This window comes from Gordonia sp. 852002-50816_SCH5313054-c (assembly GCF_001665925.1).
GTDB classification, from domain to species: Bacteria; Actinomycetota; Actinomycetes; order Mycobacteriales; family Mycobacteriaceae; genus Gordonia; species Gordonia jacobaea.
In genome coordinates this window covers 22,915-47,795 of record NZ_LZTE01000036.1, presented here as the reverse complement: position 1 = coordinate 47,795, position 24,881 = coordinate 22,915, and the positions used below count along the sequence as shown (strand labels likewise).

Here is a 24,881-nt window from a genome sequence, read left to right as displayed (position 1 = left end):
CCCCCCCCCCCCCCCCCCCCCCCCCCCCCCCCCCCCCCCCCCCCCCCCCTTTTTTTTTTCAAGCAGAAGCCGGCATACGCGATACTGATCGGTCTCGTGGGCTCGGAGATGTGTATAAGAGACAGCCTGGCGCCCCAGCCTCCTGGTGCCCCGAAAAGCCCTCAGCGTCCCAACAACCTTCCGTCGACCTCCCTCGGTACCGTGGATCGGTGACCGACACCCCGTATCTCGCCGTCGACCTCGCCCGCCTCGATCGCAACTTGCAGGCGGTCGCCGAGCTCGCGCGGGACGCTCACGTCGATCTGCGGCCACACGCCAAGACGCACAAGACCGTAGAGCTGGCTCGACGCCAGATCGACAGCGGCGCTGTGGGACTCACGGTGGCGACGATCGGTGAAGCAGAGGCGTTCGCCGAAGCGGGTGTCTCCGACCTGTTCCTCGCGTATCCGCTGTGGGTGAGCGCGCACAAGGGTTCTCGACTGCGCACGCTCGCCGATCGGGTTGCACTCCGTCTGACCGTCGACTCCGTCGCGGGGGCCACGCGCCTTGCCGCCGAACTGCCCGGCGCCGAAGTTCTCGTCGAGGTCGACTCCGGACAACACCGGACAGGCGTGGCACCTGAGTCCGTCGGCGAGGTCGCAGTAGCCGCGCAGTCGGCTGGGCTCGACGTGGTCGGGGTCTTCACGTTTCCCGGCCACGGATACGGCCCAGGACATGCACGCAGTGACGCAGCTGCACAGGAGATAACTGCACTCGCAACGGCGGCAGAGCGGTTGCGCGACAAAGGAATCGAGCCACGCGTGCGGAGTGGCGGCTCGACGCCGACGATCGAGTTCGCGGCTTCGGGCGTGCTGACCGAGATCCGACCAGGCGTCTACCCGTTCTACGACGCCCAGCAGGTGGAGCTCGGCGTCTGCGGATTCGACGATGTGTCACTGACCGCCGTCAGCACCGTCGTCCACCGTGACGGACGTCGTGTGGTTCTCGACGCGGGCAGCAAGATCATCGGGGCCGACCGGCCCGCGTGGGCCAGCGGGCACGGTCGGATACTCGACGAGCCGGACGCACGCATCGTCGCGCTCTCCGAACACCACGCGGTCGTCGAGTACCCGGACGAGCAGCTCCCCGAACTCGGCTCGACCGTCCGCGTCGTGCCCAACCACGTCTGCACCGCGGTAAACCTCGTCGACGAGCTGGTCGTCGGCGATGGCGCTGGTGAGGGTGGTGCTGGTGAGGTTCCGACGTGGCGCGTGGTCGCCCGCGGCGCGAACAGCTGACCGCGGACTCCGCGCGCGTGTCCAGCCTCGACCGCGCACTGCCGCGAACGCGCCAGAAGTGACCCCCACGCACCACGCCGGCTCGCGCCTTCGCGCTCACACCACCGCACGCGGATGCCCGCAGGAGCGCCGCTACTCGTACACGCCCTCGACCATCCACTCGCCCGCGCGGTAGTAGAGCAGCAGCGCGCGTGAATCCTCCAGGAGCACTTGGGCTCTGGCGACGATGCCGGTGTCGTCCATGCCCGCGGGCCAGGGGCCGGCCCACCAGCTCAGCGCCCACGTGTCGCGGGTGGCGTCGCGGCCGGGACGTGCCATGCGTACGACGGCGGGCTCGTCGGAGAACGCTCCCCGACCGGTGACGGTCACTGGTTGCCCCGCCGCGTCGGTCAACGACACCGGGGCGCGGGACATGACGGCGGGTGCGGGCTGGGGCACACGGCCCGGCCACGGCGCCCGTGGGTCGCGTTCGGGGATCTTCTCGTCGCCGAGTGGGATCATCGTGATCTGCTCCGACGGCCCGCGACCACCGCTGCGCACCGGCACCTGCACGGCGTCGCCACCGAGCAGACCCTGCACACGCTCCAGCGACCGGCGTGCGCGCTCGGAGACCTCCGACTCGCCCGGCAGCCCAGCACCGGTCAGTGCGTAGCGCAACTCGCCGGCGTCGACCGTTTCCACCGGTTCGAGTCGCAGCATCGCGATCGGCGAGTCTGGTCGGGTGTCGCCGCGACTCCTCCCCCTGCCCGCTCCGGTCAGCCAGCCCTCCAACTGCCACCGGATGCGGTCGGCTGTCGCGTCGGGTGTGAGCGGTTGTGCAGACCGCCAGATCCGTGAATGTCGTTGTCCGCGTTCGGTAACAGCCTCGACCTTGAGCTTGGTACACGCCGCGGGTACGTCGGCGAGTCGACGATGCAGCATGTCGGCGAGGCGTCGGCCCGCGAACGCCGCGGCGTCGATCCGGTCAATCGGCGGCTCGCAGGCATACTCGATCACCAACTCCGGCGCGACAGCACTGCCCGACGGCCGACGATCGGTCAGCGCATTGGCCAACCGGTGGGCGACGGTGGCGTCGGCGGAGAACCTGGTTGCGACATCGCGTGCCGACATCGCGGCGAAATCGCCGATGGTGACGAGCCCGAGTCGACGTAACAGATCAACCAGCTCTGCTCGTTCTGGCACAGACAAACTCGGCTCGACGTTGAGTTCTGCCACACGAAGATCGGCCAGATAGGCGCGGCTTCCGCCCGATTCGACGTGATGGCCCCGACGTGCAGCGATCACGGCGGTGAACAACTCATCAGCAACCCCGACCTGCGATTCGACTCCGCACACCGAGATCTGGTCGACGAGTTGTTCGGCCAACGACTCTTCTCCGCCGTGATGACGCGCGGCGCCGTCGGCAGGCATCACCACCAGCCCCGGCCGCAGCACCTCGACCACGGCGACCACCTCGGCCACCGCAGCCACCACCGGCTCGAAGAATCGTGCGTCACGATCGACGTCCGCGGTGAACACCCGCATCTCCGGACACACCGCCTGCGCCTGTCGTTTTCTCATGCCGCGTCGGACCCCCGCCGCTCGGGCGGTCGCCGATGTCGCGGTCACCCGATTGGCCGACAACACCGCAACCGGTTGTGCCGGAGGCAGATCCTCGTCGGCTGCCGCCGCCATCGCAGGCCAATCGGGGCACCACACGGCCATGACCCGACCCATCAGTTCACCACCGCTGTGAGCATCTGCTCGTCTGCGTTGAGCTGATCATCCGGTCTACCCACCGGATCTTCCGAGCGTGTCAGCCCCACGAGCCCGGGTTGACCGTGCGCACTCAACGAGCTCAGATCGACGTCGGCGCTACGTCGCCTGCGGTCCCGCCCGGTTGCGGTGACCTGCAGCCGCAGTCCCCCGATCCGGCCGTGTCCACGTCGTGCGGCGGAGAGGTCGGTGCCCGACGTACCCGGGACGTGCCGGTAGGTGAGCACGCTCGCCTCCATTCGCACCTGCGCGCCAGGCCAATGACCGTCGACTACCAACAGCGCCGACGACTGCTGCCGCACCCGGCCGCTGACCACCCGGCACCGCGCGGGCGCGACGTCGACTCCACGAAGGCCGAGCACCACCAGATCCATGCCGTCGAGCAACACCGAGGCGATCTCGATCGGATCGACTCCCGGATCCGGCACGATGGCGATACGGGCGAGATCGGCACCCATCTCTGCGACCGACAACACGCTCAACCACGGCAAGCCGACGATTCCCACCTGACCACCACTGCGACTCACCGCGGCGATCATCGCGACCACCAACGACCGCGCTCCGGAACAGTCGATCACACTCCCTCGGGCGATTCCCCCGCGGCGAGCACCATGGTGTTGAGAGTTGCTGTGCGGCAACAGATCTGCGAGCGCATCCGGCAGCGGAAGCCGGTCGGAGATCTCGTCAACAGGATCGACGGACAACCTGTCTGGCATGCCGGACATCACCGCCATTCGCTTGCGGAGTTGCGCCAGCGTGTCGGCCCGCGCCCCATCCGGCAGACCGGCCCCACCGGGCAGATCACCACCATCCGGCAGATCGCAGTCCTGCAGACCACCCTCCTGCAGACCACCATCGAGAGCATCGGCATCCGACTGCGATGCGTTCGGATGAGCCAACGGCAAAACACTCATGAAGACCTCCTGGCCAGCGTTGTGATGCATGGCGAGCCGGGAAGTTGCTGCGCCGTCGGTCGCTCGGATCACCGAGTTTGATCGAACGTTTTTTCGATATTCAGATCGTACGACGCCCCTCTGACACTCCGCAACAGCCCAGGTGGCGAACGGCCGAGCAGCCGCCCACGATCGACGATCAAGACGTCAATACGCAGGCTGACCTGGCCTTTTCGACCACGCAACAACGCCGCCCAAGAACACCTGGGCGGCGTGGCCAGAAGTGCGTGGCTCAAAACCAGGATGGCTTAGAACCGCGTGGCTCAGAACAACGTCAGCGCCTCGGCCATCTCGGGCGGCGCGACCAGGTCGCGCCCGTTCGAATCCGCAGGCTCTGTCCGGCCGTGATCGCGGCCGGACAATCCGTGCCGGGCCACCAACGGCTGCAATCGATCTCGCAGCCATGACGAATACTCGGCGGTGACATACGCACCCCGCCCGTACAACCCGTTGTATTTGCGCACCAACGCGGGATGATTGGCGGCAAGCCAATTCATGAACCACGGTTTGGTCGAACTGCGCAGGTGCATCGGGAACGCGGTGACACCGGCCGCCCCGGCGTCGGCGAGCGCGCCGAGCAACGCATCGAGGTGCGCGGTGGAATCGCTCAGATACGGGATGACCGGCGCGACCATCACGTGTGGCGCAAATCCTGCCTCGGCGATCGCGCGAATGAGCTCCAACCGCGCACGCGACGACGGCGTTCCCGGTTCGATCTGCTTCTGCAGGTCGTCGTCGAAGATGGCCAGCGACACTCCGATACTCACCGGGATCTGGGCCGACGCCTGACGCAACAGCGGTAGATCCCGACGCAGCAGTGTGCCCTTGGTGAGGATCGACAACGGCGTCCCCGATTCGGCGAGCGCGGTGATCACGCCGGGCATCAACCGATACCGACCCTCAGCGCGCTGGTACGGATCGGTGTTGGTGCCCAACGCGACGGTCTCGCGTTGCCACGAGCGTCGTCGGAGTTCTTTGCGCAGCACCGCGGCGACGTTGAGCTTGACCACCACCTGCGAGTCGAAGTCGCGCCCGGCGTCGAGGTCGAGGTACTCGTGTGTCGGCCGCGCGAAGCAGTAGCGGCACGCGTGCGAACATCCACGAAATGTGTTGACCGTGAACCGGAACGGCAACCCCGATCCCTCCGGCATGGCGTTGAGCGCACTCTTGGCGAGCACCTCGTGAAAGGTGATGCCCTCGAACTCCGGAGTCTGCACCGACCGCACGAGTCCGGCACGCGCGAAGCCGGGCAGCGCGCCGTCGTCGACTTCGACCACCTGTTCGGACCACCTCATGGTGATGAGTCGAACATACGTACTAGGCACTGTCAACCCACCAGCCCACGAGCACCATCCCCCGACCACCGAACCGCAACAGGCTCTCCACGGCAACGTCCCCGGGCTCCCCACGCGGCTATCATTTGCGTATGTCACTCGCCGAGAGCTACCGCACACCGGGTCCCCAGTACCTGGTGGCCGGCCGTTATCGGCTGAAATCCCGGATCGGTGGCGGCGGCATGGGCACCGTCTGGCTCGCCCGTGACCAACTGCTCGACCGCGACGTCGCGGTCAAACAGGTCCTCTCCACCGAGGGCCTCTCCGACGATTCCGCCGACAACGCCCGTAAGCGCGCGATGCGCGAGGGCAGAATTGCCGCGAAACTCGGCCACCGCAACGCGATTGCCATGCACGACGTTGCGCTCGACCGCGGTGAACCGTGGCTGGTGATGGAGTACCTTCCGTCACGGAGTATCGCCCAGATCCTTTACTCGGCAGGCACACTCGACGTGACCGAATCGGCCAAGATCGGCGCGCAGGTCGCCGACGCCATGACCGAGGCCCACGCCGCGGGCATCGTGCATCGCGACATCAAGCCGGGCAACATCCTCATCTCCGAATCCGGACGCAACGTGGGTCTGGTCAAACTCACCGACTTCGGCATCTCCCGCGCCAAGGACGACATCACGTTGACGCAGACCGGCGTGATCACCGGCACCCCAGCGTATTTCGCTCCCGAAGTCGCTCGCGGCGCCGAACCATCCGAGGCATCTGATGTGTACTCGCTCGGTGCGACGGTCTACACCATGGTCGAGGGCGAACCCCCATTCGGAGTCGACGACAACTCACTTGTCATGTTGCACAAGGTGGCTCGTGCGCAGATCAACCCGATGAAGCGGGCGGGTGCCCTCGAACCAGTGCTTTTGCACATGCTCGAACCCAGTCCGACGAAGCGGATCACGATGGCACAGGCCCGCGACGAACTCATCGCAGTCGCGTCCGGCGGCCGCGCCTCCGCCGACCAGGTACTCACGAGCTTGATTCCCCGCGCATCCGGCGTGACGACGCTTCCCCCGCAGACGCCGCACGGCGCGGGACCCGGCCAGTCGTCGCAACCGGATTCGGCCCGCCCCGGCGGTTTTCCCTCGGCCCGCCCGGCGTCAGATCGACGAAACCCTGGCACGTCGGTTGCCGCCGGATGGCAGACCCCGGCGTCGCCGCATCGACACCACACTCTGGTCTCGTCGACACCACCGTTCCAAAGCGGGCAATACCCCAGTGGTCAATACCCGAGTGGTCAGTATCAGGGCGAGCATTATCCGATCGACCCCTATGCGAGTCTTCCACCCTCCCAACGGGCTTCGGGCACATCTCCGACGACGCTCGCGCTCGCTGTACTCGGCTTCTTCGTGGTGCTGGCCGTCGTGATCGTCCTCGCGATCGTCTTGATGCGCTGAGTCACACGGGAACTGCGCTCGACCTCAACCGATGTGGCGGGTGGCGGCCCACCGGGTCAACGCATTTCGGTTGGACTGCTGGGTCTTCCGCAGCACGTTCGACGCGTGGGTCTCGACGGTTTTGATCGAGATGAACAGTTCTTCGGCGATCTCGCGGTAGGTGTATCCGCGCGCCAATAAACGCAACACCTCGAGCTCTCGTCGTGTGAGAGAGTCGAGTTCGGGATCGAGGGCGGGCTCGGGCACTGACGATTTCCCCGTGAACGAATCGAGCACGAATCCGGCGAGGCGCGGACTGAATACCGCGTCTCCGTCTGCCACGCGCCGAACCGCGTCGGCGAGTTCCCGACCGTCGATCGTCTTGGTCACGTATCCGCGGGCTCCCGCCCTGATCGTGGCGATCACATCCTCGGCGGCGTCGGACACGCTGAGTGCGAGGAAAACCGGCGCATCGTCGCCCAAAGTCTCTGTGACACCGCGCAATACGGAAACGCCGCCACCGGCGGGCATGTGGACGTCGAGGAGCACGACGTCTGGCCGGAGTCGCGTGATGGCAGTGATCGAATCGGCGACGGTGCCCGCCTCACCGACCACGTGCAGTCCCGGTTCGTTGGCGAGTTCGGCGCGTACACCCGAGCGGAACACCGCGTGGTCGTCGACGAGAAACACACGGCACAGCACGCTCTGTGCATCCGGCCCGGCGGTCGCGTTCTCGTTCATCGTGCCTTCCCGTGGTCGATCGCCTCGTCGGTGTGCGTGGCTTCGTGCGTGACATCCTGCGGGTCGTCGTGGCCGTCGGTATCCGCGTCGGTGTGCGTCGTGGGGCGCGGCATGATCAGTCGGATGTTCGTTCCGCGTCCCGGCGTCGAATCGATACGAGCCTGTCCGCCAGCACGTTCCACCCGAGACTTGATGGAGCGGGCAAGCCCCTGCCTGTCCGGGTCGACGCCGTCACGATCGAATCCGACGCCCCGGTCGCGCACGAACACCTCGACCTCCTCGTCGCCCACCTCCATGTAGACGTCGACGCTACGCTCGCCGGAGTGCTTGGCCGCGTTGACGAGCGCCTCGCGCGTCGCTCCGATCAGAGCGGGCCACCGTCGTATCTCGCTCCCTGGTCCGTGGCGGGCTCCCTCGTCGGGACGCAGGTCGCCGACGGTGATCACCTCGACCTCGATCCCGTACGTGTCCTCCACCTCTGCGCCGACCTCACGGATCGACGCACTCAACGAGGTACCGCGCTGAGCGACGTCGCCGAAGAGCCAGCCGCGCAACTCGCGCTCCTGGCTGCGGGCCAACCGCGCGACCTCCTCGGGTTTGCCCGCCTGCTTCTGGATGAGCGCGAGTGTCTGGAGCACCGAGTCGTGGAGGTGGGATGCGATCTCCTCGCGCTCGGCGTTTCGGATTCGGGCCGCTCGCTCCTCGTTCAGCGCGCGCCACAGTCGCATCCACAGGGGCACGGTCAGCAGCACGACACCGATCAAGGTGGCTGCGACGGCGAGCAACGTGGTGCTCAGGCCGCCGTAATTGCGCCGGCCCGCCACGACGATCACCGCAAGGCCACCGACGACGAGGACTGCGCCGCCCGCCAACCGCGTCCAGGTGAGCGCGGTGCTGTGGGGCGCGGTTTTCGACGTGTCGAACTCGCGCCACACCAGGCCCGCACCGACCATCACGAACACGAACGGCACGAGATAGGCGGCGGGCGTTCCCGACGCCGCGAACCCGACGACGGTCATCGCCACCAGCGCGAGCACCGCGAGACCCAACGCTTGTCGACGCTCCCCCGGCGCGGGCGATTCGGTGTCGTTGCCCTGCGGGCAGAAGAACCACAGCAGTCCGTAGGCCAGCACACCTGCACCGGCCAACGCTGCCAACACCACGAACACCACGCGGACGCGGAACGCGTCGACGCCGAGATGATCGGCAACGCCGCCGGCGACGCCACCGATGACCCGGCCGGCGTCACGTCGCACCAGCCGAGGGATCGGTGGCACATCGGGGGCAGCGGGGGTACTCACACTTCGATACTGCCCCACACACCCCGGTCGCCACATCAGGGTCGTTCCCCGATTTCCGGGGGAACGTCAGGGTATGTCCCCGATGCCCACGTCAAGCAGGGCCGCGAGGATAGGACTCATGGATGCCACACAAGTCCGCGCACAGCTCGAGCAGCTCTGGCACACGCGTCCCGTTCGTCCGGCGAGTCCGCGCACGGTCGCAGGTGTCTGCAGCGGCATCGCGTTCCGCTACCGCGTCGATCCGACGCTGGTGAAGGTCGCTTTCGTCGTCTCGACGCTGTTCGGTGGCGGCGGCCTGCTCCTCTACGTCATCGGATGGATCGCCTTCCCCTCGAGCAGACTCTCGGCCGCCGACCCCGCCAACGATCGCAGTGGGCACAGCCACGGCCGCCACCACAACCCGAAGTTCGTGATCGTCGCGGTCGTCGCGGTCGTCTTGGTGATGTCGTTCGGTCCGCACGGCACGTGGAGTTCGAGTGCCGGTCTCGGCACCGTCCTCATGTTGCTCGGCTGGTGGCTTCTGTTCCGTCGAACACCGACACCGCTGCCCGGAACGAGCGCCGACACGCTCACCGCGGCGCCGTCGGCCACTGCGGATCAGTTCCAGCGCTGGACTCCGCGCGCGCTGCGCACCGGGGCGGCGCCGAGCTTCGAGGGCGCGACGGGAGTGCAGGTCACCGTCCCGAGCCCCACAGCTCTCGACGTTCCGACCACGCCTCGCGGCGACAGCTCCGACGCCGCCACGTCGGTGTTCACCCTCGCCGACCGCCAGCCACCGTCGTGGGACCCGCTCGGCGCCGCACGATTCGCCTGGGATCTACCTGAACCCGCGACCCCGACGCCGCCCGCGGTACCGGAGAACCGACACTCCTCCACCCGAGCATCGCTCATCGTCGTCGGAGCGGCCCTTCTCGTGGCGATGAGCGGGGTGGCCGCACACCAGGCGGGTGTCGAGTGGTTCACCCCGACGCGCATTCTCTCCATGGCCCTCGCGGTCGTCGGCGTTGGTCTGCTCACGCTCGCAGCGTTGAAGCGATCCGCTGGGCGACGGCAGGTCGGACTCGTCCCGCTGGCGGTCGCGTTGGGCGCGGCGGTCATCGTCACCGGCGCAACGACGACATGGGTCGGACAGTCCGACGAGAGTGTCATACCGTCCGGCGGTGTGGGTCAGCGCATGTATAAGCCACTGTCCGAGAACGACATTCGCGACAGGTACTCGGTCACCATGGGCGCGCTCGAACTCGATTTCCGCGACATCACGCTCACTTCCGACCGCACCGTCGACCTTCGTGCCGGCCTCGGCGAGGTGACCGTGCGGGTCCCGAAGGACATGAATGTGCGGGCGAACTGCACGTTGAATGTCGGTGATCCGCAGTGCCCTGAAGGGCTATCCGTCGGCACTGCCGGCGCCGACAAGCCAGTATTGACGATCAATGCGCACGCCAACGTGGGCAGCGTGGAGGTGACCCGATGAACGACTGGCGTCCAGAAACGGCCAACGGAACGACAGAAGGCAACGAGTCAGGCAGCAGCGAGCAGGTGGGCAATGCCGTGGGGCACCGCGCCCCCGGGCTCGCGCTCCTCGGCATCGCCGCAATCGCGGTGGCGATCTGGGGCCTGGCCGACACCCCCGATCTCCCGTCGGCGTCGGTCCTCGGCTGGGGCGTCGTCGGGATAGGGCTGATCGTCGGCCTGGTGCTGCTGGTCAGCGGGGCGCGACGCAGTTAGCGCTCGCCACCTACTCCCGCTCGGCTGCTACTCCCACTCGATGGTGCCCGGCGGCTTGCTCGTGACGTCGAGGACGACGCGGTTCACGTCGGGCACCTCGTTGGTGATGCGTGTGGAGATCGTCTCGAGTACCTCGTACGGCACGCGCGTCCAGTCGGCCGTCATAGCGTCCTCGCTCGACACCGGCCGCAGGACGATCGGATGCCCGTAGGTGCGGCCGTCGCCCTGCACGCCGACGCTGCGCACGTCGGCGAGCAACACCACCGGGCACTGCCAGATCTGGTGATCGAGACCCGCGGCCGTCAGCTCCTCTCGGGCGATCAGGTCGGCCTTGCGCAGCATCGAGAGACGGTCGGCGGTCACGTCGCCGACGATGCGGATGGCGAGACCGGGTCCGGGGAACGGCTGACGACCCACGATCTCCTCAGGCAGACCGAGTTCACGTCCGACCGCCCGCACCTCGTCCTTGAACAACAACCGCAGAGGCTCGACGAGACTGAACTCCAGATCGTCTGGCAACCCGCCGACATTGTGGTGGCTCTTGATGTTCGCGGTGCCGCTACCGCCGCCGGATTCGACCACGTCGGGGTACAGCGTTCCCTGGACCAGGAAGTCGACCTTGTCTCCGTCGGCCGCGCGGTCGCCCAGTACGTCACTGACAGCGCCCTCGAACGACCGAATGAACTCGCGTCCGATGATCTTGCGCTTGGTCTCGGGGTCGCTGACGCCGGACAGTTCGGCGAGGAACTTGTCGGCGGCGTCGACCGTCACCAGTCGCGCACCGGTGGCGGCGACGAAGTCGTGCTCGACCTGCTCACGCTCACCGGCACGTAGCAACCCGTGGTCGACGAAGACACACGTCAGCCGATCGCCGATGGCCCGCTGAACCAGCGCTGCCGCAACCGCCGAATCGACGCCACCCGATAGACCGCAGATCGCGAGGCCATCGCCGATCTGGTCGGAGACCTGGTCGATCAGTGCGTCGGCGATGTTCGCGGGCGTCCAGTCGGCCTCGAGGCCCGCGATCTCGTAGAGGAACCTGGTGAGCACCTGCTGGCCGTGCGGCGTGTGCAGCACCTCGGGGTGGTACTGCACGCCCGCCATCTTCGCCTCGACGGACTCGAACGCCGCGACGGGCGCACCGGGCGTCGACCCTGTGACGACGAAGCCCTCGGGCGCCACCTGCACGGCGTCGTTGTGGCTCATCCACACGGGCTGGTTGCGGTCGAGACCGCGATGCAGCACGCCGTCGTCGGTGGCGGTGAACGTCGTGCGTCCGAACTCGCGCCCACCGGTGTTGGCCACCTCGCCGCCGAGCGCGGCAGCCATCGTCTGGAAGCCGTAGCAGATCCCGAATACGGGGATGCCCAGCTCGAGGATTGCGGGGTCGAGGCTCGGCGCGTCGTCGGCGTACACCGACGCCGGCCCACCGGACAGGATGATCGCGGCAGGATCCTTGGCCTTGAACTCTTCGATCGTGGCGTCGTGGGCGATGACCTCGGAGTAGATACGCGCCTCACGGACACGTCGAGCGATCAATTGCGCGTACTGCGCACCGAAGTCGACGACGAGGACCGGTCGCGGACCCTCGACGAGCGCGCTCTCGGCGGAGGATCGGTCGGCAGACGAGGTGTCGGCGGAAGAGTCTGTCACCACCCCATTCTATGCGTGCGTACCGATGCGACCGCCGCGCAGGCGGCACCCGCCACCGCCGTGCAGGCGGCGACGACGGAGCTCAGGCAGCACCGTGGGATACTCCATGTCGATATGAGCACCTCAGACGAGCGAGAAAAGGCCAGGTCATCTGTCGAGAAGCCAGGTCGGCGATGGCTGTCCCTGTCGATCTCCGACATCACCCAGGCTGCTGTGTTCGCCGCACTGATCGCGGCACTCGGCTTGCCGGGACAGATCAGCGTCGGCAGCGCGGGCGTACCGATCACCTTCCAAACCCTCGGCGTGATGCTGACCGGCGCCATCCTCGGCCCCAAGAAGGGCACGCTGGCGGTGGTCATCTTCATCGCCCTCGCGATCGCGGGACTGCCGATCCTCTCGGGTGGTCGCAATGGCCTGACCGCACTGTCGTCGCCGACGGCCGGGTTCTTCGTCGGCTTTCTGCCCGGCGTGTTCGTGATCGGGTTGCTGACCGCCTTCATGATGCCGCGGTACCGAATCCTGCTGGGCATCGTGGCGAATCTGGTCGGCGGAGTGTTGGTGATCTACATCTGCGGCACCATCGGTTTGATGATCCGCGCCGACCTCACGCTGTGGGCGGCGATCGCGGCCAACGGCTGGTTCATCGCGGGCGATGCCGTCAAGGCGGTGATCGCGGCGCTTGTCGCCAGCCAGGTGCACCGAGGGTGGCCGGGCCTCATCACCCCTCTGCGCGTCCGACGTGGACGCGTCGTCGCACTCACCGCATGACAACTCACCGCATGGACCCCGCGTGATCGAATTCCGCGATGTCTCACACTCATTCGACGGTCGTCGGGTGTTGAGCGACGTCTCGGTCGACCTTCCCGAACGACGCATCGGCATCGTGGGCGCCAACGGCAGCGGAAAATCGACGCTGGCGCGGATGATCAACGCGCTCGTCATCCCCGACACCGGGACCGTCGTCGTCGATGGTCTCGACGCAGCGAAGGAAAAGCGTCGTGTTCGGCGCCGCGTCGGATTCATCTTCTCCGACCCCGACCGACAGATCATCATGCCGACGGTGCGTGAGGACATCGAACTCTCGCTGACCAGAACCGATCTGAACAAAGCCGAACGTCGGGACCGCGCGGTGAGCGTGCTCGATCGATTCGGCCTCGCCGACCACGCCGACCAACCCGCGAGCAGACTGTCCGGCGGGCAGAAACAACTCCTCGCTCTCGCAGCGGTATTCGTCACCGAACCGGCGATCATCGTCGCCGACGAACCGACAACGCTCCTCGACCTGCGCAACAGCCGCATGCTGCGTCGCGTGTTCGCCGACCTCGACGTCCAACTCGTCGTGGTCACCCACGACCTCGACCTTGTCGACGACTTCGAGCGCGTACTCGTCATCGACGACGGGGTCATCACCGTCGACGATGTGCCCGGCGTCGCGCTGCCCGCCTATCGCGAGGCGATGGCATGAATCCGCTCGGCACCTACCGGCCCGGAAACTCGCTGCTGCACAGGGCCTCCCCCGGCGTGAAGCTGCTCGGCCTCGCCGCGGGCATTCTCGCCATCACCCTGTGTGTCAGATCCCTTCCGGCCCTCGGGATCGCCGCGGCCGCGGTCGTCGCGGTCTACGCCCTTGCCGGGATCGGTCCGGCCACGGCGTGGCGCCAGTTCCGCCCGACGCTGTGGATTCTGGTGTTCGTCTTCGTCTTTCAGGTCATCTTCACCGACTGGCGTCGAGCGGTTCTGGTGTGCGGCATCCTCGCGCTCTCGGTACTGCTGGCCGCCGTGGTCAGCCTGACCACCCGCACCACCGACATGCTCGACTCGCTGACGCGCGCCATGTCGCCGCTGAGCAAACTCGGCGTGCGCACCGACCTCATCGCGATCTCGCTCGCCCTCACGATCCGGACGATTCCGCTGATCGTCGAGATCGCTGGCCAGGTCGACGAGGCGCGCCGCGCACGCGGACTACGGCCAGGCGCGCGAATCCTGGTTGCGCCCATCGTGATCGCCGCGCTGCGGACCGCCGACGGGTTCGCCGAGAGCCTCAGCGCTCGCGGATTGGATTGACCTCACAGCAGTGCTCGGGTCCCGAGCCGCGCAGAAAGTTACGCCTCGTGGGTCGCTCGCATGTACCGGTACAGGCGGAGGACCCGAGGGGCGTGGTTTTCTGCGCGCGCCACCCCTGCTGCCGGGCGTGCGGTCAGGGAGCCACAGCCGTCGAGAACACCGGCGTGATCGGCAGCCGCAGCGCACCAGGAGCGTCGGCGGGCACCACAGGGTGTGCGGGTGCGACCGGCGCGAGCCGTCGGTAACCACTTCCCTGCTCGGGACGCTGGTCGTCTTCGCCCTTGTTGGGCCACAACGAGATCGCGCGCTCGGCCTGCGCCGAGATGGTCAATGACGGATTGACACCGAGGTTCGCCGAGACCGCAGCACCGTCGGTGACATGCAGCGTCGGATAACCCCACACACGGTGGTATGCGTCGACGACGCCGTTCGCAGGATCGTCGGAGATGGCACACCCGCCGAGGTAGTGGGCGGTGAGCGGCATGTTCATCACGTCGCCCCAGGTGCCACCGGCGAGCCCTCCCGGCAGGATGTCGGCGATGCGTCGAGTTGCCTCGTTGCCCTTGGGAATCCACGTCGGATTCGGCTCACCGTGGCCCTGCTTGCTCGTGACGTAACGGAACGGTCCGCGCTTACGGACGAACGTGGTCAGTGAGTTGTCGCTGCTCTGCATCACCAGAGCGATCACGGTGCGCTGACTCCACTTGCGCACGAAGAGAAGTCGCACGAGCAGGAAGGGGTTCCGCGCGATCTCCTTCAAGAACTGACCGAACCGGTTGCGCCTACTGCCACCGTCGGTGAGCACCGTCTGCAGATACGCGATCGCGTTGCTGCCCTTGCCGTATCGAACCGGTTCGATGTGCGTGTTGGGCTCCGGATGGAACGACGACGTGATCGCCACCCCGTGCGAATAGTCGTGTTGCGGATCGTATTTCGCAGCCATCGCTCCGAGGATCGATTCGGAGTTGGTACGCGTCAACGCGCCCATCGCGTCGGAGATCTTCGGAAGGGTCGTGCCCTTGGCACGGTGAAGCAGCTTCTGCGTGTTGAACGTCCCGGCCGCGACGATCACCTGATCTGCGGTGAAGGTGCGCTTACCCGCGCCGAACGGACCCCACGACGACGAGCCCCTGGTGTCGACCTCCCACGTCCCGTCGGCACGCTGCGCCAGTCCGTCGACGGTGGTGCGGTCGATGATCGTCGCCCCGTTGCGCTCGGCGAGACCGAGGTAGTTCTTCATCAGGGTGTTCTTCGCGCCCACCCGGCAGCCGGTCATACACGCGCCGCACTCGGTGCAGGCGGTCCGCTCCGGTCCGGCTCCACCGAAATACGGATCGGGCACGGTCTCGCCCGGCACTCCCGCCAGGCCGGTCTTGGCACCGAAGAACACTCCGACCGGCGTCGAGGTGAAGGTGTCGGCCGCGCCCATCTGCTCGGCAACCGTTCGCATCACCCGATCCGATTCTGTGACAGTGGGATTGGTGACGACGCCCAGCATCCGTCGCGCCTGCTCGTAATGCGGCGTGAGCTCGGCCTCCCAGTCGGTGATGTGGTTCCACTGGGGGTCGGTGAAGAACGGTGTCGGAGGCTTGTAAAGGGTGTTGGCGTAGTTGAGCGAGCCACCGCCGACGCCCGCTCCCGCCATGATCATCACGTCCTTGAGGGCGTGGATGCGCTGAATCCCGTACAGCCCGAGCTTCGGCGCCCACAGCCACTTGTGCAGACGCCAACTCGTCTTCGCGAACTCGTGGTCTTCGAACCGACGTCCGGCTTCGATCACCCCGACGCGGTACCCCTTCTCGACGAGGCGCAACGCACTGACGCTGCCGCCGAAACCGGAACCGACGATGAGCACGTCGAAGTCAGGCTCATTCTCGCGCTGGTTGAGCTTGTCGAAACCATGGTGGGCTGCCATAGCCAACCATTCTAACGCCCGTTGTCACATGACGTGACGGCGGTCTCACCTGGTGGGCAGAAGCGCGGTTAGGCGCGAACAGACAACCCGACCTTCTGGAACTCCTTGAGATCGGAATAGCCGGCCTTCGCCATCGAACGACGCAGTGCGCCAACCAGATTCAGTTCTCCGAACGGGTCGTCGGACGGTCCGTTGAGTACCGTCTCGAGGCTCGGTCGTCCCTCGTCGGTCGCGACGCGCAGCAGCGCGCCGCGCGGAGTGTCGGGATGCGCTGCGGCCGACGGCCAATACCATCCTTGACCTGGGGCTTCGGCTGCTGCGGCCAGCGGCGTACCGAGCACCGCGGCGTCGGCACCACAGGCGATCGCCTTGGCGAGGTCGCCCGAGGTGTGGATGTCGCCGTCGGCGATGACGTGCACATAGCGGCCGCCGGTCTCGTCGAGGTACTCCCGACGCGCAGCTGCGGCGTCGGCAATCGCGGTGGCCATCGGAACGCCGATACCGAGCACCTCCGACGTCGTCGTCGCTCCTTCGGCCGAGCCGTAACCGACGATCACGCCGGCAGCGCCGGTCCGCATCAGGTGGAGGGCGGTCCGGTGGTCGTGTACGCCGCCCGCGATCACCGGGATGTCGAGTTCTGCGATGAACGTCTTGAGGTTGAGCGGTTCTTCTTCGCCACGGACGACATGCTCGGCGGAGATGATCGTGCCGTGCACGACCAGGATCTCGACGCCGGCGGCGAGGAGTGCGGGCGTCAGTTCCGGTGCGTGTTGCGGACTCACCCGAACGGCGGTCGTCACACCCGAGTCACGCACAAAGCTCACGGCTTCGCCGAGAAGATCGGTGTCGATCGGGGCGCGATGCAGTTCCTGCAGAAAGCGCACGGGCGCAGACGGATCCGGATCGTTGAGCGCGATGTCGACGAGTTGCGCGATCTTGCCCTCGACGTCGCGGTGGCGCGCCCAGAGTCCCTCACCGTTGATTGCGCCGAGCGAACCGAGCCTTCCCAGCGCCACCGCCATCTGCGGCGAGACGAGGGCGTCGGTGGGATGGCTCAGGATCGGCGAGTTGAACCGGTAGGCGTCGATCTGCCAGGCCGTCGACACTTCCTTCGACGAGCGCGTCCGTCGTGACGGGACGATGCTGATGTCGTCGAGTTCATATGTTCGACGGGCGGTTCTGCCCATGCCGATGTCGGTCAGGTCACGCACCGTTGCGCCTCTCTAGGGGGTTGATGGACTGCTATTCGACTGTGCGTCGTCGTGATCGCAAAAGATCACGACGACGTTCAGCGGGAATAGTAGTTCGGCGCCTCGGCGGTCAGTGTGATGTCGTGCGGATGCGACTCCTTGAGGCCCGCCGCGGTGATCTGCACGAAGCGTGCACCCTGCAGGTGATCGATGGTCGACGACCCGGTGTAACCCATCGACGCACGAAGCCCGCCGACGAGCTGGTGCACCACCTGGCCGAGGGGCCCGCGGTAGGGCACCCGTCCTTCGATGCCCTCGGGCACCAGCTTCTCCTCGGCGAGCACGTCGTCTTGGAAGTAGCGGTCCTTGGAGTACGACTTGGCCTGTCCGCGGCCCTGCATGGCGCCGAGCGATCCCATGCCTCGATAGCTCTTGAACTGCTTGCCGTTGACCAGGATCAGGTCGCCGGGAGCCTCTGCGGTGCCCGCGAGGAGCGAACCGAGCATGACGGTCGACGCGCCTGCCGCGAGTGCCTTGGCGATGTCGCCGGAGTACTGCACACCACCGTCGGCGATGACCGGAACGCCTGCCTTGTTGCACACGGCGACGGCCTCGAGGATGGCGGTGATCTGCGGGGCGCCGACGCCTGCGACGACGCGCGTCGTGCAGATCGAACCGGGCCCGACACCGACCTTGACGGCGTCGGCGCCCGCGTCGACGAGCGCCTGCGCGGCCTCACGGGTTGCGACGTTGCCGCCGACGATCTGCACACGATCGCCGATTTCGGCCTTGAGCTTGGCGACCATCTCGAGCACCAGTCGGTTGTGCGCATGGGCGGTGTCGACGATGATCACGTCGGCGCCCGCGTCGGAGAGCGCCATCGCACGTTCCCACTGCGGATCGCCGGTTCCCACGGCCGCGCCGACGAGCAATCGGCCGTCGGAATCCTTGGTGGCGAGCGGGTGCTGCTCGGTCTTGACGAAGTCCTTGACCGTGATGAGGCCGGTGAGCTTGCCGTTGCCGTCGACGATCGGCAGCTTCTCGACCTTGTTGCGACGCAGGAGTCCGAGCGCGGCCTCGGCGGACACGCCTTCCTGTGCGGTGATGAGCGGCGCCTTGGTCATCACCTCGGAGACCGGGCGGTCCTGGTCGACCTCGAAGCGCATGTCGCGGTTGGTGATGATGCCGACGAGTTCGCCGCGATCGTCGACGACCGGCAGGCCAGAGATGCGATACCGGGCACACATGGCGTCGACCTCGGCGAGCGTGTTGCTCGGCGAGCAGGTCACGGGATCGGTCACCATGCCCGCCTCGGAGCGCTTGACCGTCTCCACCTGGCCGGCCTGGGCCTCGATCGACAAGTTGCGGTGAAGGACACCCATGCCGCCGGCACGCGCCATGGCGATGGCCATGCGCGACTCGGTGACGGTGTCCATCGCCGAACTTACGAGAGGCACGCGAAGCGTGATCTCCTTGGTCACCCGCGTGGATGTGTCGACCTCACTGGGAATCACATCCGACGCCGACGGCAACAACAGGACGTCGTCAAACGTCAGTGCGAGCATTGCGACCTTGCCGGGGTCGTCTCCTCCGGTGCGAACCTGCGTCATTGGTCCATTCTATCTGGTAAAGGGTGGCTGCTGATTTCGCCCGCAGCGAAGGGCGCCCGGCGTCGGCGCAGACAGCAGACAAACTGTGGAGCGTTGCGGCAGCCGTGCGCTGCAATCGGTTACGGTGGAGTCGTGCGTGATCATCTCCCACCGGGCCTTCCACCAGACCCGTTCGCCGACGACCCCAGCGATCCGGCTTCCATGCTGGATTCGATGGAGCCTGGCATCCCCTTGGATGAGAGTGAGCGGCTCGCGGTCGAAGAGGATCTGGCCGACCTCGCCGTCTATGAGGCATTGCTGGCACATCGTGGGATTCGTGGGCTCGTCGTCGTCTGCGACGACTGCCAGGAAGACCATTACCACGACTGGGACATGCTGCGCGCCAACCTACTTCAACTATTGATCGACGGAACCGTGCGGCCGCATGAGCCCGCTGTCGATCCGCGTCCCGACGCCTACGTCACCTGGGACTACTGCCGCGGCTATGCCGACGCGCACCATCACATCGACGACGACCGCTGAGTCACCGAGCACAGGGTCTCGGGCGTCGCACACAGCTGACATCACGAAACAAGCCACGAGCGCCGCAATCGCGGAGCTCGTGGCTTGTTCGATTGTCTCGCCCGACTGACCTGTCCTACACCGAAGGTCTTAATCCGTCTGACTGACGCAGATCAGCTCGACGGTGGCCAGCTGCTCGACGGACCGTCGTTTGCCGCCGTAGTGGTGGTCGTGGTCGTCGTCGGCGGCTTGGTTGTGGTCGTAGGGGTCTGGCTGGTCTCAGGCGGAGTCGTCTGAGGCGACGTCGTCTCGGGCTTTGTCTGACTCGTGAGCGGGTCGGTCGGCTGTTGCGGCTCCGACGTTCGCGCCTGGGAGGTATCGACGTTTCCGCCGTTCGGCGACGTTGCCGAGGTACCGCTGCGCACGGTTGTCCCGGTGTCGGCTCGCAGGCGTCCGATCCACTCGTCCATGTGTGAGCGAGTGTCTGAGTCGCGAACCGGCCCCATCGAATTCTCTGCCTGCGAGATCAACGATTCGGCGGCAGGCGTGTTGCCTGCGGCGAGTTCGGCTTCGGCCTTCTCGAGGTTCGAACGCACGTCGTATGCGGCTTGCGTTTCCGATGCAGCCTGCGCGAACACGACCTTCTTGACGTTCCACAGCGGGTCGCCCGGTTCGGAACCCTGCGACATCACGGTGAGCCCTGCTGCCGCGACGACGGCAACTGCTGCGGCCCCGGCGACGATACGCAGGGTGCGCACGACGGTACGGGTCCGAGCCCTCGGACGTTCCGCAGCGATCGCGTTCTCGACGTCGGCGACAGTCGGGCCGAGCGGCAGCGGATCGGCTAGCGACTCGTGGCGCCACGCGGAGAGCAGACCCGCGAGTTCGTACTCGACGTCATCGCGCGTCGGCGTCGGAACGTCGTGCGACAGTGCGTCGATGAACGCGTCGTCGAATTGGACCGCGGAGATGTCCACGGGCGTGTCGTCGGGAGCCGACCACTCCCCTGTGGGATTTCTGTACTCACCAGTTCCGGTGTCATGCATGCCCCCCGACTGCCGCCGACCCGGCACGGAGCGACCACGATGCGACTCATGCTCGTCGTTCATCATGTCCTCCCGCCTTTCTCAGCTGTTCCTTCAACTTGGCCAAAGCTCGGTGTTGCGCGACGCGGACCGCGCCGGGGGTGCTTCCCACGGCTTCTGCGGTCTCCTCAGCGGACAGTCCGACGACCAGACGCAGGATGAGTACTTCGCGTTGCTTCTCCGGAATCAACGCGAGGAGTGCTTTCATCTCACGGCTGGCGTCGGCGTCGAGTGCGCTCTGCTCTGGTCCTCCAGTGACCTGGACGACCTCGGGGAGCTGCTCGACGGGGTCAGCCTTCACACGACCGGCGACGCGCATGGCGTCAGCTACCTTGTGCGAGGCAATGCCGTACACAAAGGCCATGAACGGTCGCCCCTGGTCTTGATACCGGGGCAGCGCGGTCATGACAGCCATAAGGGCCTCCTGCGCCACGTCGTCAGCGGAGAACAAATGGCGTTCTCCGACACCGATTCGCCCTCGGCAGTAGCGCACGATCGGTTCCTGCACACTTTCGAGGACTGACGTGAGTGCGACCCGGTCGCCCGACGCGGCTGCGCGGACGGCTTCGTCTAACTCAACACCTGTCAGTTTCATCGTCAGTTGAGATTCCCGTGTTACACGTTTGTGTTGCCTGATCAATCGGGTCGTGATGGATCTACGTGCGGCCGGCGAACGGCATCCCCCGATCCACAAGCATGTCATGCGACGCGTTGATGCTTGCAATCGTTGTATCCGACGTGTCGCCGAGGCCTTGCAGCAAAGACAACGACGCCCAGGTCAGAGGTAAAAATCCACCTGCCTGCGCACGCCGAAGACATACCCTCGCAACGGCAAGCGCGTCGGATGTATCGATCGCGGACGCCGCGGCGATGAGATCTGTCTTGATGTGATGACGCTCATGATTCGCCGAGACCGGGGCCATCATTTTTTGGGCCTCACCGATAAGTCGACGCGCCCGGTCTGCGTCGCCGGTGTAGATGGCCAGCTCAGCACCGACCCATCGCTCCCGCACGCGCGGGCGGACCTCGGTGACGAAAGTCGTCCACGGGTCGGAGCCCGCTTCCTCGACCTCGCGGCCGTCGTGCAGCTCTCGCGCCCGGATGAGCAGCCGAGTCGAGACCGAGAATCGGAACAGACCGAGATTGTCGGCCGCGAGTCCTACGACGGCGTCGTGCGCGGCAACGCGAACCCACGCATCTGTGGAGCCGAAGGGATCATCGAGTGCAGCCAGCGCTGCGGCGTCGAACCCGACGGCGAGGTCGTGTCGACCCGACTGTCGGTGTAGTGAGGCCGTGGTACTGAACGCCAAGGAGATCACCTCTCTGGCGTCGACCGCTCTGGCGTGCGCACGAAGCCGGTCGAGCATGGTCAGCGCTGCGGCCCCGTCGCCGAGCCCTCCTCGTTCGACGGCCGCCCACCATTGCTGTCGCAGCGAATTCAACACAATCTCGTGGTCCACATCACTTCCATTGTCTCCGTTTTCCTGAATTTAACCTGTTGTCACAATTCTTTAATTCGACGCCAACGTCACGTACGCATGATGAGAACATTTCCTTCGTGTTACTCGGCGTTCTCGGCACCGCACGCGCCTACGATCGCACTTTCGCTCGAAGAGAGCGAAATCAATCCGCATCCATGCAGGTCACGGCACATCATCGGGCACCGACGAGGGTCTCCGCAGGTGGCAGGGTCGGCCTGTGCTAGCCCGGGCCAGCCACACAACATTTCGTTAACAACGATGGAATTTTTTGAACGATCTTGTCCTCAAGAGGCACTATTGACGCTGTTTCCGTCGTCCGCCTAGTGTTTGCGATGCACAGCCGATAGCGGCGATGCGCCAGTGTGGTTCCGCCGGTCTCGCGGCCGACGGAGCAGTGCAGCGGTACCTCGAGAATCAAAGGAGTTCGTGCCATGCCTCAGCCAAATCACCTCCCCGGACCTAATGCCGATATCTGGGATTGGCAAATGCAAGGCCTATGTCGCGGCGTCGACTCCTCTATGTTCTTTCATCCCGATGGCGAGCGCGGCCGCGCACGAGCTCAGCGAGAGCGTCGCGCAAAAGAAATGTGTCACCAGTGCCCGGTGATCGCGCATTGCCGTGAGCACGCTCTCGCAGTCGCTGAGCCGTACGGGATCTGGGGCGGACTCTCGGAGTCCGAACGCAGCATGCTGATGAAGCGCGGCGTCGGACGTCGCATCGCGAGCTGACCGAGCACTCACACACAGCAGACGACAAGACCACAAAGAAGCCCGGGCCGACCATCTGGTCGGCCCGGGCTCCTTTTTGCCTCTTGCAGTTGTGTCACATGCGGTCAGAGATCAGACCGCGAGCACCGCTCGGTCAGTGTGCGTGCCCGTGACCGTGATCTGCGGCCGCACCGGCGGGCTCGTCGGCAACCGCGGCCTCGGTGGTCAACACCATCCGCGACGCCGACGCCGCGTTCACGACGGCCGACCTCGTCACCTTGACCGGGTCGATGATGCCGTCTGCCAGCAGGTCACCATACGAGAGCGTCGCGGCATTGAAGCCGTGACCGGTCTCCTGGCGTGCGACCTTGTCGACAACCACGGCACCGTCGACGCCCGCGTTGCTGGCGATCCAGTACAGCGGCGAACGCACGGCGTCGCGAACGACCCGGACGCCGAGCGCCTCGTCCTGGCCGAGTCCCTCGGCGAGAGAATCGAGCACCTTCGACGCCTGCACGAGCGCAGACCCACCACCGGGGATGATGCCCTCCTCGACTGCGGCCTTGGCTGCGGCGACCGCATCCTCGACGCGGTGCTTGCGCTCCTTGAGTGCTGTCTCGGTCGGCGCGCCGACGCGAATCACGGCGATGCCGCCGGAGAGCTTCGCCAACCGCTCGGCGAGCTTCTCGCGGTCCCAGTCGGAGTCGCTGTTGTCGATCTCGCGTCGGATCTGGTCGGCACGTGCGGCGACGGCCTCCTTCGAACCGCCACCCTCTACGAGGGTGGTGGTGTCCTTGGTGACGACAGCGCGACGCACCGTGCCGAGCTGATCGAGCTCGGTCGTCGACAGCGAGAGTCCGATGTCGGTCGAGATCACGGTGCCACCGGTGACGACAGCGAGGTCGTCGAGGAACGCCTTGCGACGATCACCGAAGAACGGCGCCTTGACCGCGACGGCCTTGATGGTCTTGCGGATCGAGTTGACCACCAGCGTCGAGAGCGGCTCGCCCTCGACGTCTTCGGCAATGATCAGCAGCGATTTGCCAGACTGCGCGACCTTCTCCAGCAACGGGAGGAAATCGGGCAGCGAGCTGATCTTCTCGCGGTAGAGGAGCACGTACGCGTCCTCGAGGACCGCTTCCTGGCTGTCGGGATCGGTCATGAAGTAGGGCGAGAGGTAGCCCTTGTCGAACTGCACGCCCTCGGTGACGACCAGTTCGGTGTGCAGTCCCGATCCCTCTTCGACGGTGACGACGCCGTCGGTGCCGACCGTCGCCATCGCCTTGCCGACCATCTCGCCGACCTCGGGGTCACGCGAGCTGACGGTGGCGACCTGAGCGATCGCCTTCTCGCCCTCGACGGGCGTTGCGACGCGGACCAGTTCGTCGTTGATCGCGTCGGCGGCCTTCGAGATACCCGCACCGAGCGAGACGGGGCTCGCGCCCGCTGCGACGTTGCGCAGACCTTCGCTGACGATCGCCTGCGCGAGAACGGTTGCGGTGGTCGTGCCGTCGCCTGCGACGTCGTTCGTCTTGGTGGCGACCGACTTCACCAACTGAGCGCCCATGTTCTCGAACGGGTCCTCGAGTTCGATGTCGCGTGCGATCGTCACGCCGTCATTGGTGACCGACGGTCCGCCGAACGCCTTGGACAGCACCACATGTCGCCCACGCGGGCCGAGTGTCACCTTGACCGTGTCAGCGAGCTGATCGATACCGCGCTCGAGTGAGCGACGGGCCTTCTCGTCGAATTCGATCTGTTTGGCCATGACTTCCTTCTTGAGTGCCTTCTACTGGGGAAATGAATGGGGGCACAACGTAGTCCGCCCCGGGGTCTGCGTACAGACCCCGGGGCGGAACGACCACACGTTGGTCCGTGGGGTCTTACTTGCCGATCACCGCGAGCACGTCGCGGGACGAGAGGATCAGGTACTCCTCGCCGGCATACTTGATTTCGGTGCCGCCGTACTTGCTGTAGATGACGGTGTCGCCTTCTTTGACGTCGACAGGGACGCGGTTGCCCTGCTCGGTGACACGCCCTTCGCCGACGGCGATGACGGTGCCCTCCTGGGGCTTCTCCTTGGCGGTATCCGGGATGACCAGACCGGATGCGGTGGTCGTCTCGGCCTCCACAGCCTGCACCAGGATCTTGTCCTCAAGCGGCTTGATGTTCACGCTCGCCACGATGTGAGTCCTCAACTTTCTCAT

At 66.2% G+C, this 24,881-nt stretch carries 23 protein-coding genes; 9 read left to right on the top strand and 14 right to left on the bottom strand.

Translation table 11 applies throughout. The annotated features are described in order from the left end of the window. Window positions 1-209: 209 nt before the first annotated feature. Complete coding sequence (locus tag A5788_RS09005; RefSeq protein WP_064870660.1) at window positions 210-1,277, top strand: alanine racemase; 1,068 nt, start codon at window positions 210-212, stop codon at window positions 1,275-1,277. Window positions 1,278-1,409: 132 nt separating this feature from the next. On the opposite strand, the gene A5788_RS09000 is transcribed toward A5788_RS09005, so the two are convergent. The 3 genes from A5788_RS09000 to A5788_RS08990 all read right to left on the bottom strand — a co-directional run bounded on the left by A5788_RS09000 (window position 1,410) and on the right by A5788_RS08990 (window position 5,280). Then, complete coding sequence (locus A5788_RS09000) at window positions 1,410-2,993, bottom strand: DNA polymerase Y family protein (RefSeq protein ID WP_064870661.1); 1,584 nt, start codon at window positions 2,991-2,993, stop codon at window positions 1,410-1,412. Continuing rightward, entirely contained in the window at window positions 2,993-3,946 is a 954-nt protein-coding gene (locus A5788_RS08995) for a hypothetical protein (RefSeq protein WP_064870669.1), read from the bottom strand. Before A5788_RS08995 ends, A5788_RS09000 begins: the two co-directional genes overlap by 1 nt. Before the next feature lie 302 nt (window positions 3,947-4,248). Further along, on the bottom strand, window positions 4,249-5,280 hold the full coding sequence (locus tag A5788_RS08990; protein WP_064870662.1) for an Rv2578c family radical SAM protein: 1,032 nt from the start codon (window positions 5,278-5,280) through the stop codon (window positions 4,249-4,251). A 131-nt stretch (window positions 5,281-5,411) separates the two neighbouring features. On the opposite strand from A5788_RS08990, the gene A5788_RS08985 reads away from it, so the two are divergent. Continuing rightward, on the top strand, window positions 5,412-6,719 hold the full coding sequence (locus A5788_RS08985) for a serine/threonine-protein kinase (RefSeq protein ID WP_064870663.1): 1,308 nt from the start codon (window positions 5,412-5,414) through the stop codon (window positions 6,717-6,719). A 24-nt stretch (window positions 6,720-6,743) separates the two neighbouring features. On the opposite strand, the gene A5788_RS08980 is transcribed toward A5788_RS08985, so the two are convergent. After that, entirely contained in the window at window positions 6,744-7,439 is a 696-nt protein-coding gene (locus A5788_RS08980) for a response regulator (protein ID WP_064870664.1), read from the bottom strand. Beyond that, window positions 7,436-8,776: an ATP-binding protein gene (locus A5788_RS08975; protein ID WP_082938128.1), complete on the bottom strand. Its 1,341-nt coding sequence runs from the start codon at window positions 8,774-8,776 to the stop codon at window positions 7,436-7,438. The genes A5788_RS08980 and A5788_RS08975 overlap by 4 nt, the downstream gene beginning before the upstream one ends. An 82-nt stretch (window positions 8,777-8,858) precedes the next feature. Here A5788_RS08975 and A5788_RS08970 point away from each other — a divergent pair, with 82 nt between their 5' ends. Together A5788_RS08970 and A5788_RS08965 are read left to right on the top strand one after the other, a co-directional pair. After that, entirely contained in the window at window positions 8,859-10,214 is a 1,356-nt protein-coding gene (locus A5788_RS08970; RefSeq protein WP_064870666.1) for a PspC domain-containing protein, read from the top strand. After that, window positions 10,211-10,468: a hypothetical protein gene (locus tag A5788_RS08965; protein ID WP_231894345.1), complete on the top strand. Its 258-nt coding sequence runs from the start codon at window positions 10,211-10,213 to the stop codon at window positions 10,466-10,468. Before A5788_RS08970 ends, A5788_RS08965 begins: the two co-directional genes overlap by 4 nt. 27 nt (window positions 10,469-10,495) lie before the next feature. Here A5788_RS08965 and guaA read toward each other — a convergent pair whose 3' ends face one another. Further along, entirely contained in the window at window positions 10,496-12,121 is a 1,626-nt protein-coding gene (guaA, locus tag A5788_RS08960; protein WP_064870670.1) for a glutamine-hydrolyzing GMP synthase, read from the bottom strand. 114 nt (window positions 12,122-12,235) lie between these two features. Here guaA and A5788_RS08955 point away from each other — a divergent pair, with 114 nt between their 5' ends. Genes A5788_RS08955 through A5788_RS08945 form a run of 3 tightly spaced genes read left to right on the top strand, consistent with a single transcriptional unit; the run spans window position 12,236 to window position 14,185 of the window. Beyond that, window positions 12,236-12,889: a biotin transporter BioY gene (locus A5788_RS08955; RefSeq protein ID WP_064870671.1), complete on the top strand. Its 654-nt coding sequence runs from the start codon at window positions 12,236-12,238 to the stop codon at window positions 12,887-12,889. 22 nt (window positions 12,890-12,911) lie between these two features. Beyond that, complete coding sequence (locus A5788_RS08950; RefSeq protein ID WP_064870667.1) at window positions 12,912-13,586, top strand: energy-coupling factor ABC transporter ATP-binding protein; 675 nt, start codon at window positions 12,912-12,914, stop codon at window positions 13,584-13,586. Next, complete coding sequence (locus A5788_RS08945; RefSeq protein ID WP_064870668.1) at window positions 13,583-14,185, top strand: energy-coupling factor transporter transmembrane component T family protein; 603 nt, start codon at window positions 13,583-13,585, stop codon at window positions 14,183-14,185. The genes A5788_RS08950 and A5788_RS08945 overlap by 4 nt, the downstream gene beginning before the upstream one ends. A gap of 133 nt (window positions 14,186-14,318) precedes the next feature. Here the strand turns inward: A5788_RS08945 and A5788_RS08940 are convergent, their stop codons facing one another. The 3 genes from A5788_RS08940 to guaB form a co-directional block, all read right to left on the bottom strand. Beyond that, entirely contained in the window at window positions 14,319-16,100 is a 1,782-nt protein-coding gene (locus tag A5788_RS08940) for an FAD-dependent oxidoreductase (protein WP_064907296.1), read from the bottom strand. A 68-nt stretch (window positions 16,101-16,168) separates the two neighbouring features. Further along, on the bottom strand, window positions 16,169-17,311 hold the full coding sequence (locus tag A5788_RS08935) for a GuaB3 family IMP dehydrogenase-related protein (RefSeq protein ID WP_064868495.1): 1,143 nt from the start codon (window positions 17,309-17,311) through the stop codon (window positions 16,169-16,171). A 77-nt stretch (window positions 17,312-17,388) separates the two neighbouring features. After that, a complete protein-coding gene (guaB, locus tag A5788_RS08930) occupies window positions 17,389-18,900 on the bottom strand; it encodes an IMP dehydrogenase (protein WP_064868492.1) in 1,512 nt (503 codons plus the stop codon). 132 nt (window positions 18,901-19,032) lie between these two features. Here guaB and A5788_RS08925 point away from each other — a divergent pair, with 132 nt between their 5' ends. Further along, on the top strand, window positions 19,033-19,422 hold the full coding sequence (locus A5788_RS08925) for a DUF5319 domain-containing protein (RefSeq protein WP_049699806.1): 390 nt from the start codon (window positions 19,033-19,035) through the stop codon (window positions 19,420-19,422). 152 nt (window positions 19,423-19,574) lie between these two features. Here A5788_RS08925 and A5788_RS08920 read toward each other — a convergent pair whose 3' ends face one another. From A5788_RS08920 to A5788_RS08910, 3 genes are all read right to left on the bottom strand, one after another. Then, window positions 19,575-20,510: an anti-sigma-D factor RsdA gene (locus A5788_RS08920; RefSeq protein WP_082937837.1), complete on the bottom strand. Its 936-nt coding sequence runs from the start codon at window positions 20,508-20,510 to the stop codon at window positions 19,575-19,577. Continuing rightward, on the bottom strand, window positions 20,494-21,081 hold the full coding sequence (locus A5788_RS08915; RefSeq protein WP_005207924.1) for a sigma-70 family RNA polymerase sigma factor: 588 nt from the start codon (window positions 21,079-21,081) through the stop codon (window positions 20,494-20,496). The genes A5788_RS08920 and A5788_RS08915 overlap by 17 nt, the downstream gene beginning before the upstream one ends. A 61-nt stretch (window positions 21,082-21,142) precedes the next feature. Then, window positions 21,143-21,946, bottom strand: a complete 804-nt coding sequence (locus A5788_RS08910; RefSeq protein WP_082937836.1) for a hypothetical protein — start codon at window positions 21,944-21,946, stop codon at window positions 21,143-21,145. A 452-nt stretch (window positions 21,947-22,398) separates the two neighbouring features. On the opposite strand from A5788_RS08910, the gene A5788_RS08905 reads away from it, so the two are divergent. Beyond that, window positions 22,399-22,695 carry a WhiB family transcriptional regulator gene (locus A5788_RS08905; protein WP_005174148.1) on the top strand — a complete coding sequence of 99 codons (297 nt, stop codon included), beginning with the start codon at window positions 22,399-22,401 and terminating at the stop codon, window positions 22,693-22,695. Window positions 22,696-22,828: 133 nt separating this feature from the next. Here the strand turns inward: A5788_RS08905 and groL are convergent, their stop codons facing one another. Both groL and groES read right to left on the bottom strand, forming a co-directional pair. Next, the gene (gene groL, locus A5788_RS08900; protein WP_049699608.1) at window positions 22,829-24,442 is read right to left on the bottom strand and encodes a chaperonin GroEL; all 1,614 of its coding nucleotides are present in this window, start codon (window positions 24,440-24,442) and stop codon (window positions 22,829-22,831) included. Between the two features lie 115 nt (window positions 24,443-24,557). Then, on the bottom strand, window positions 24,558-24,857 hold the full coding sequence (gene groES, locus A5788_RS08895) for a co-chaperone GroES (RefSeq protein ID WP_005174150.1): 300 nt from the start codon (window positions 24,855-24,857) through the stop codon (window positions 24,558-24,560). Window positions 24,858-24,881: the final 24 nt, after the last annotated feature.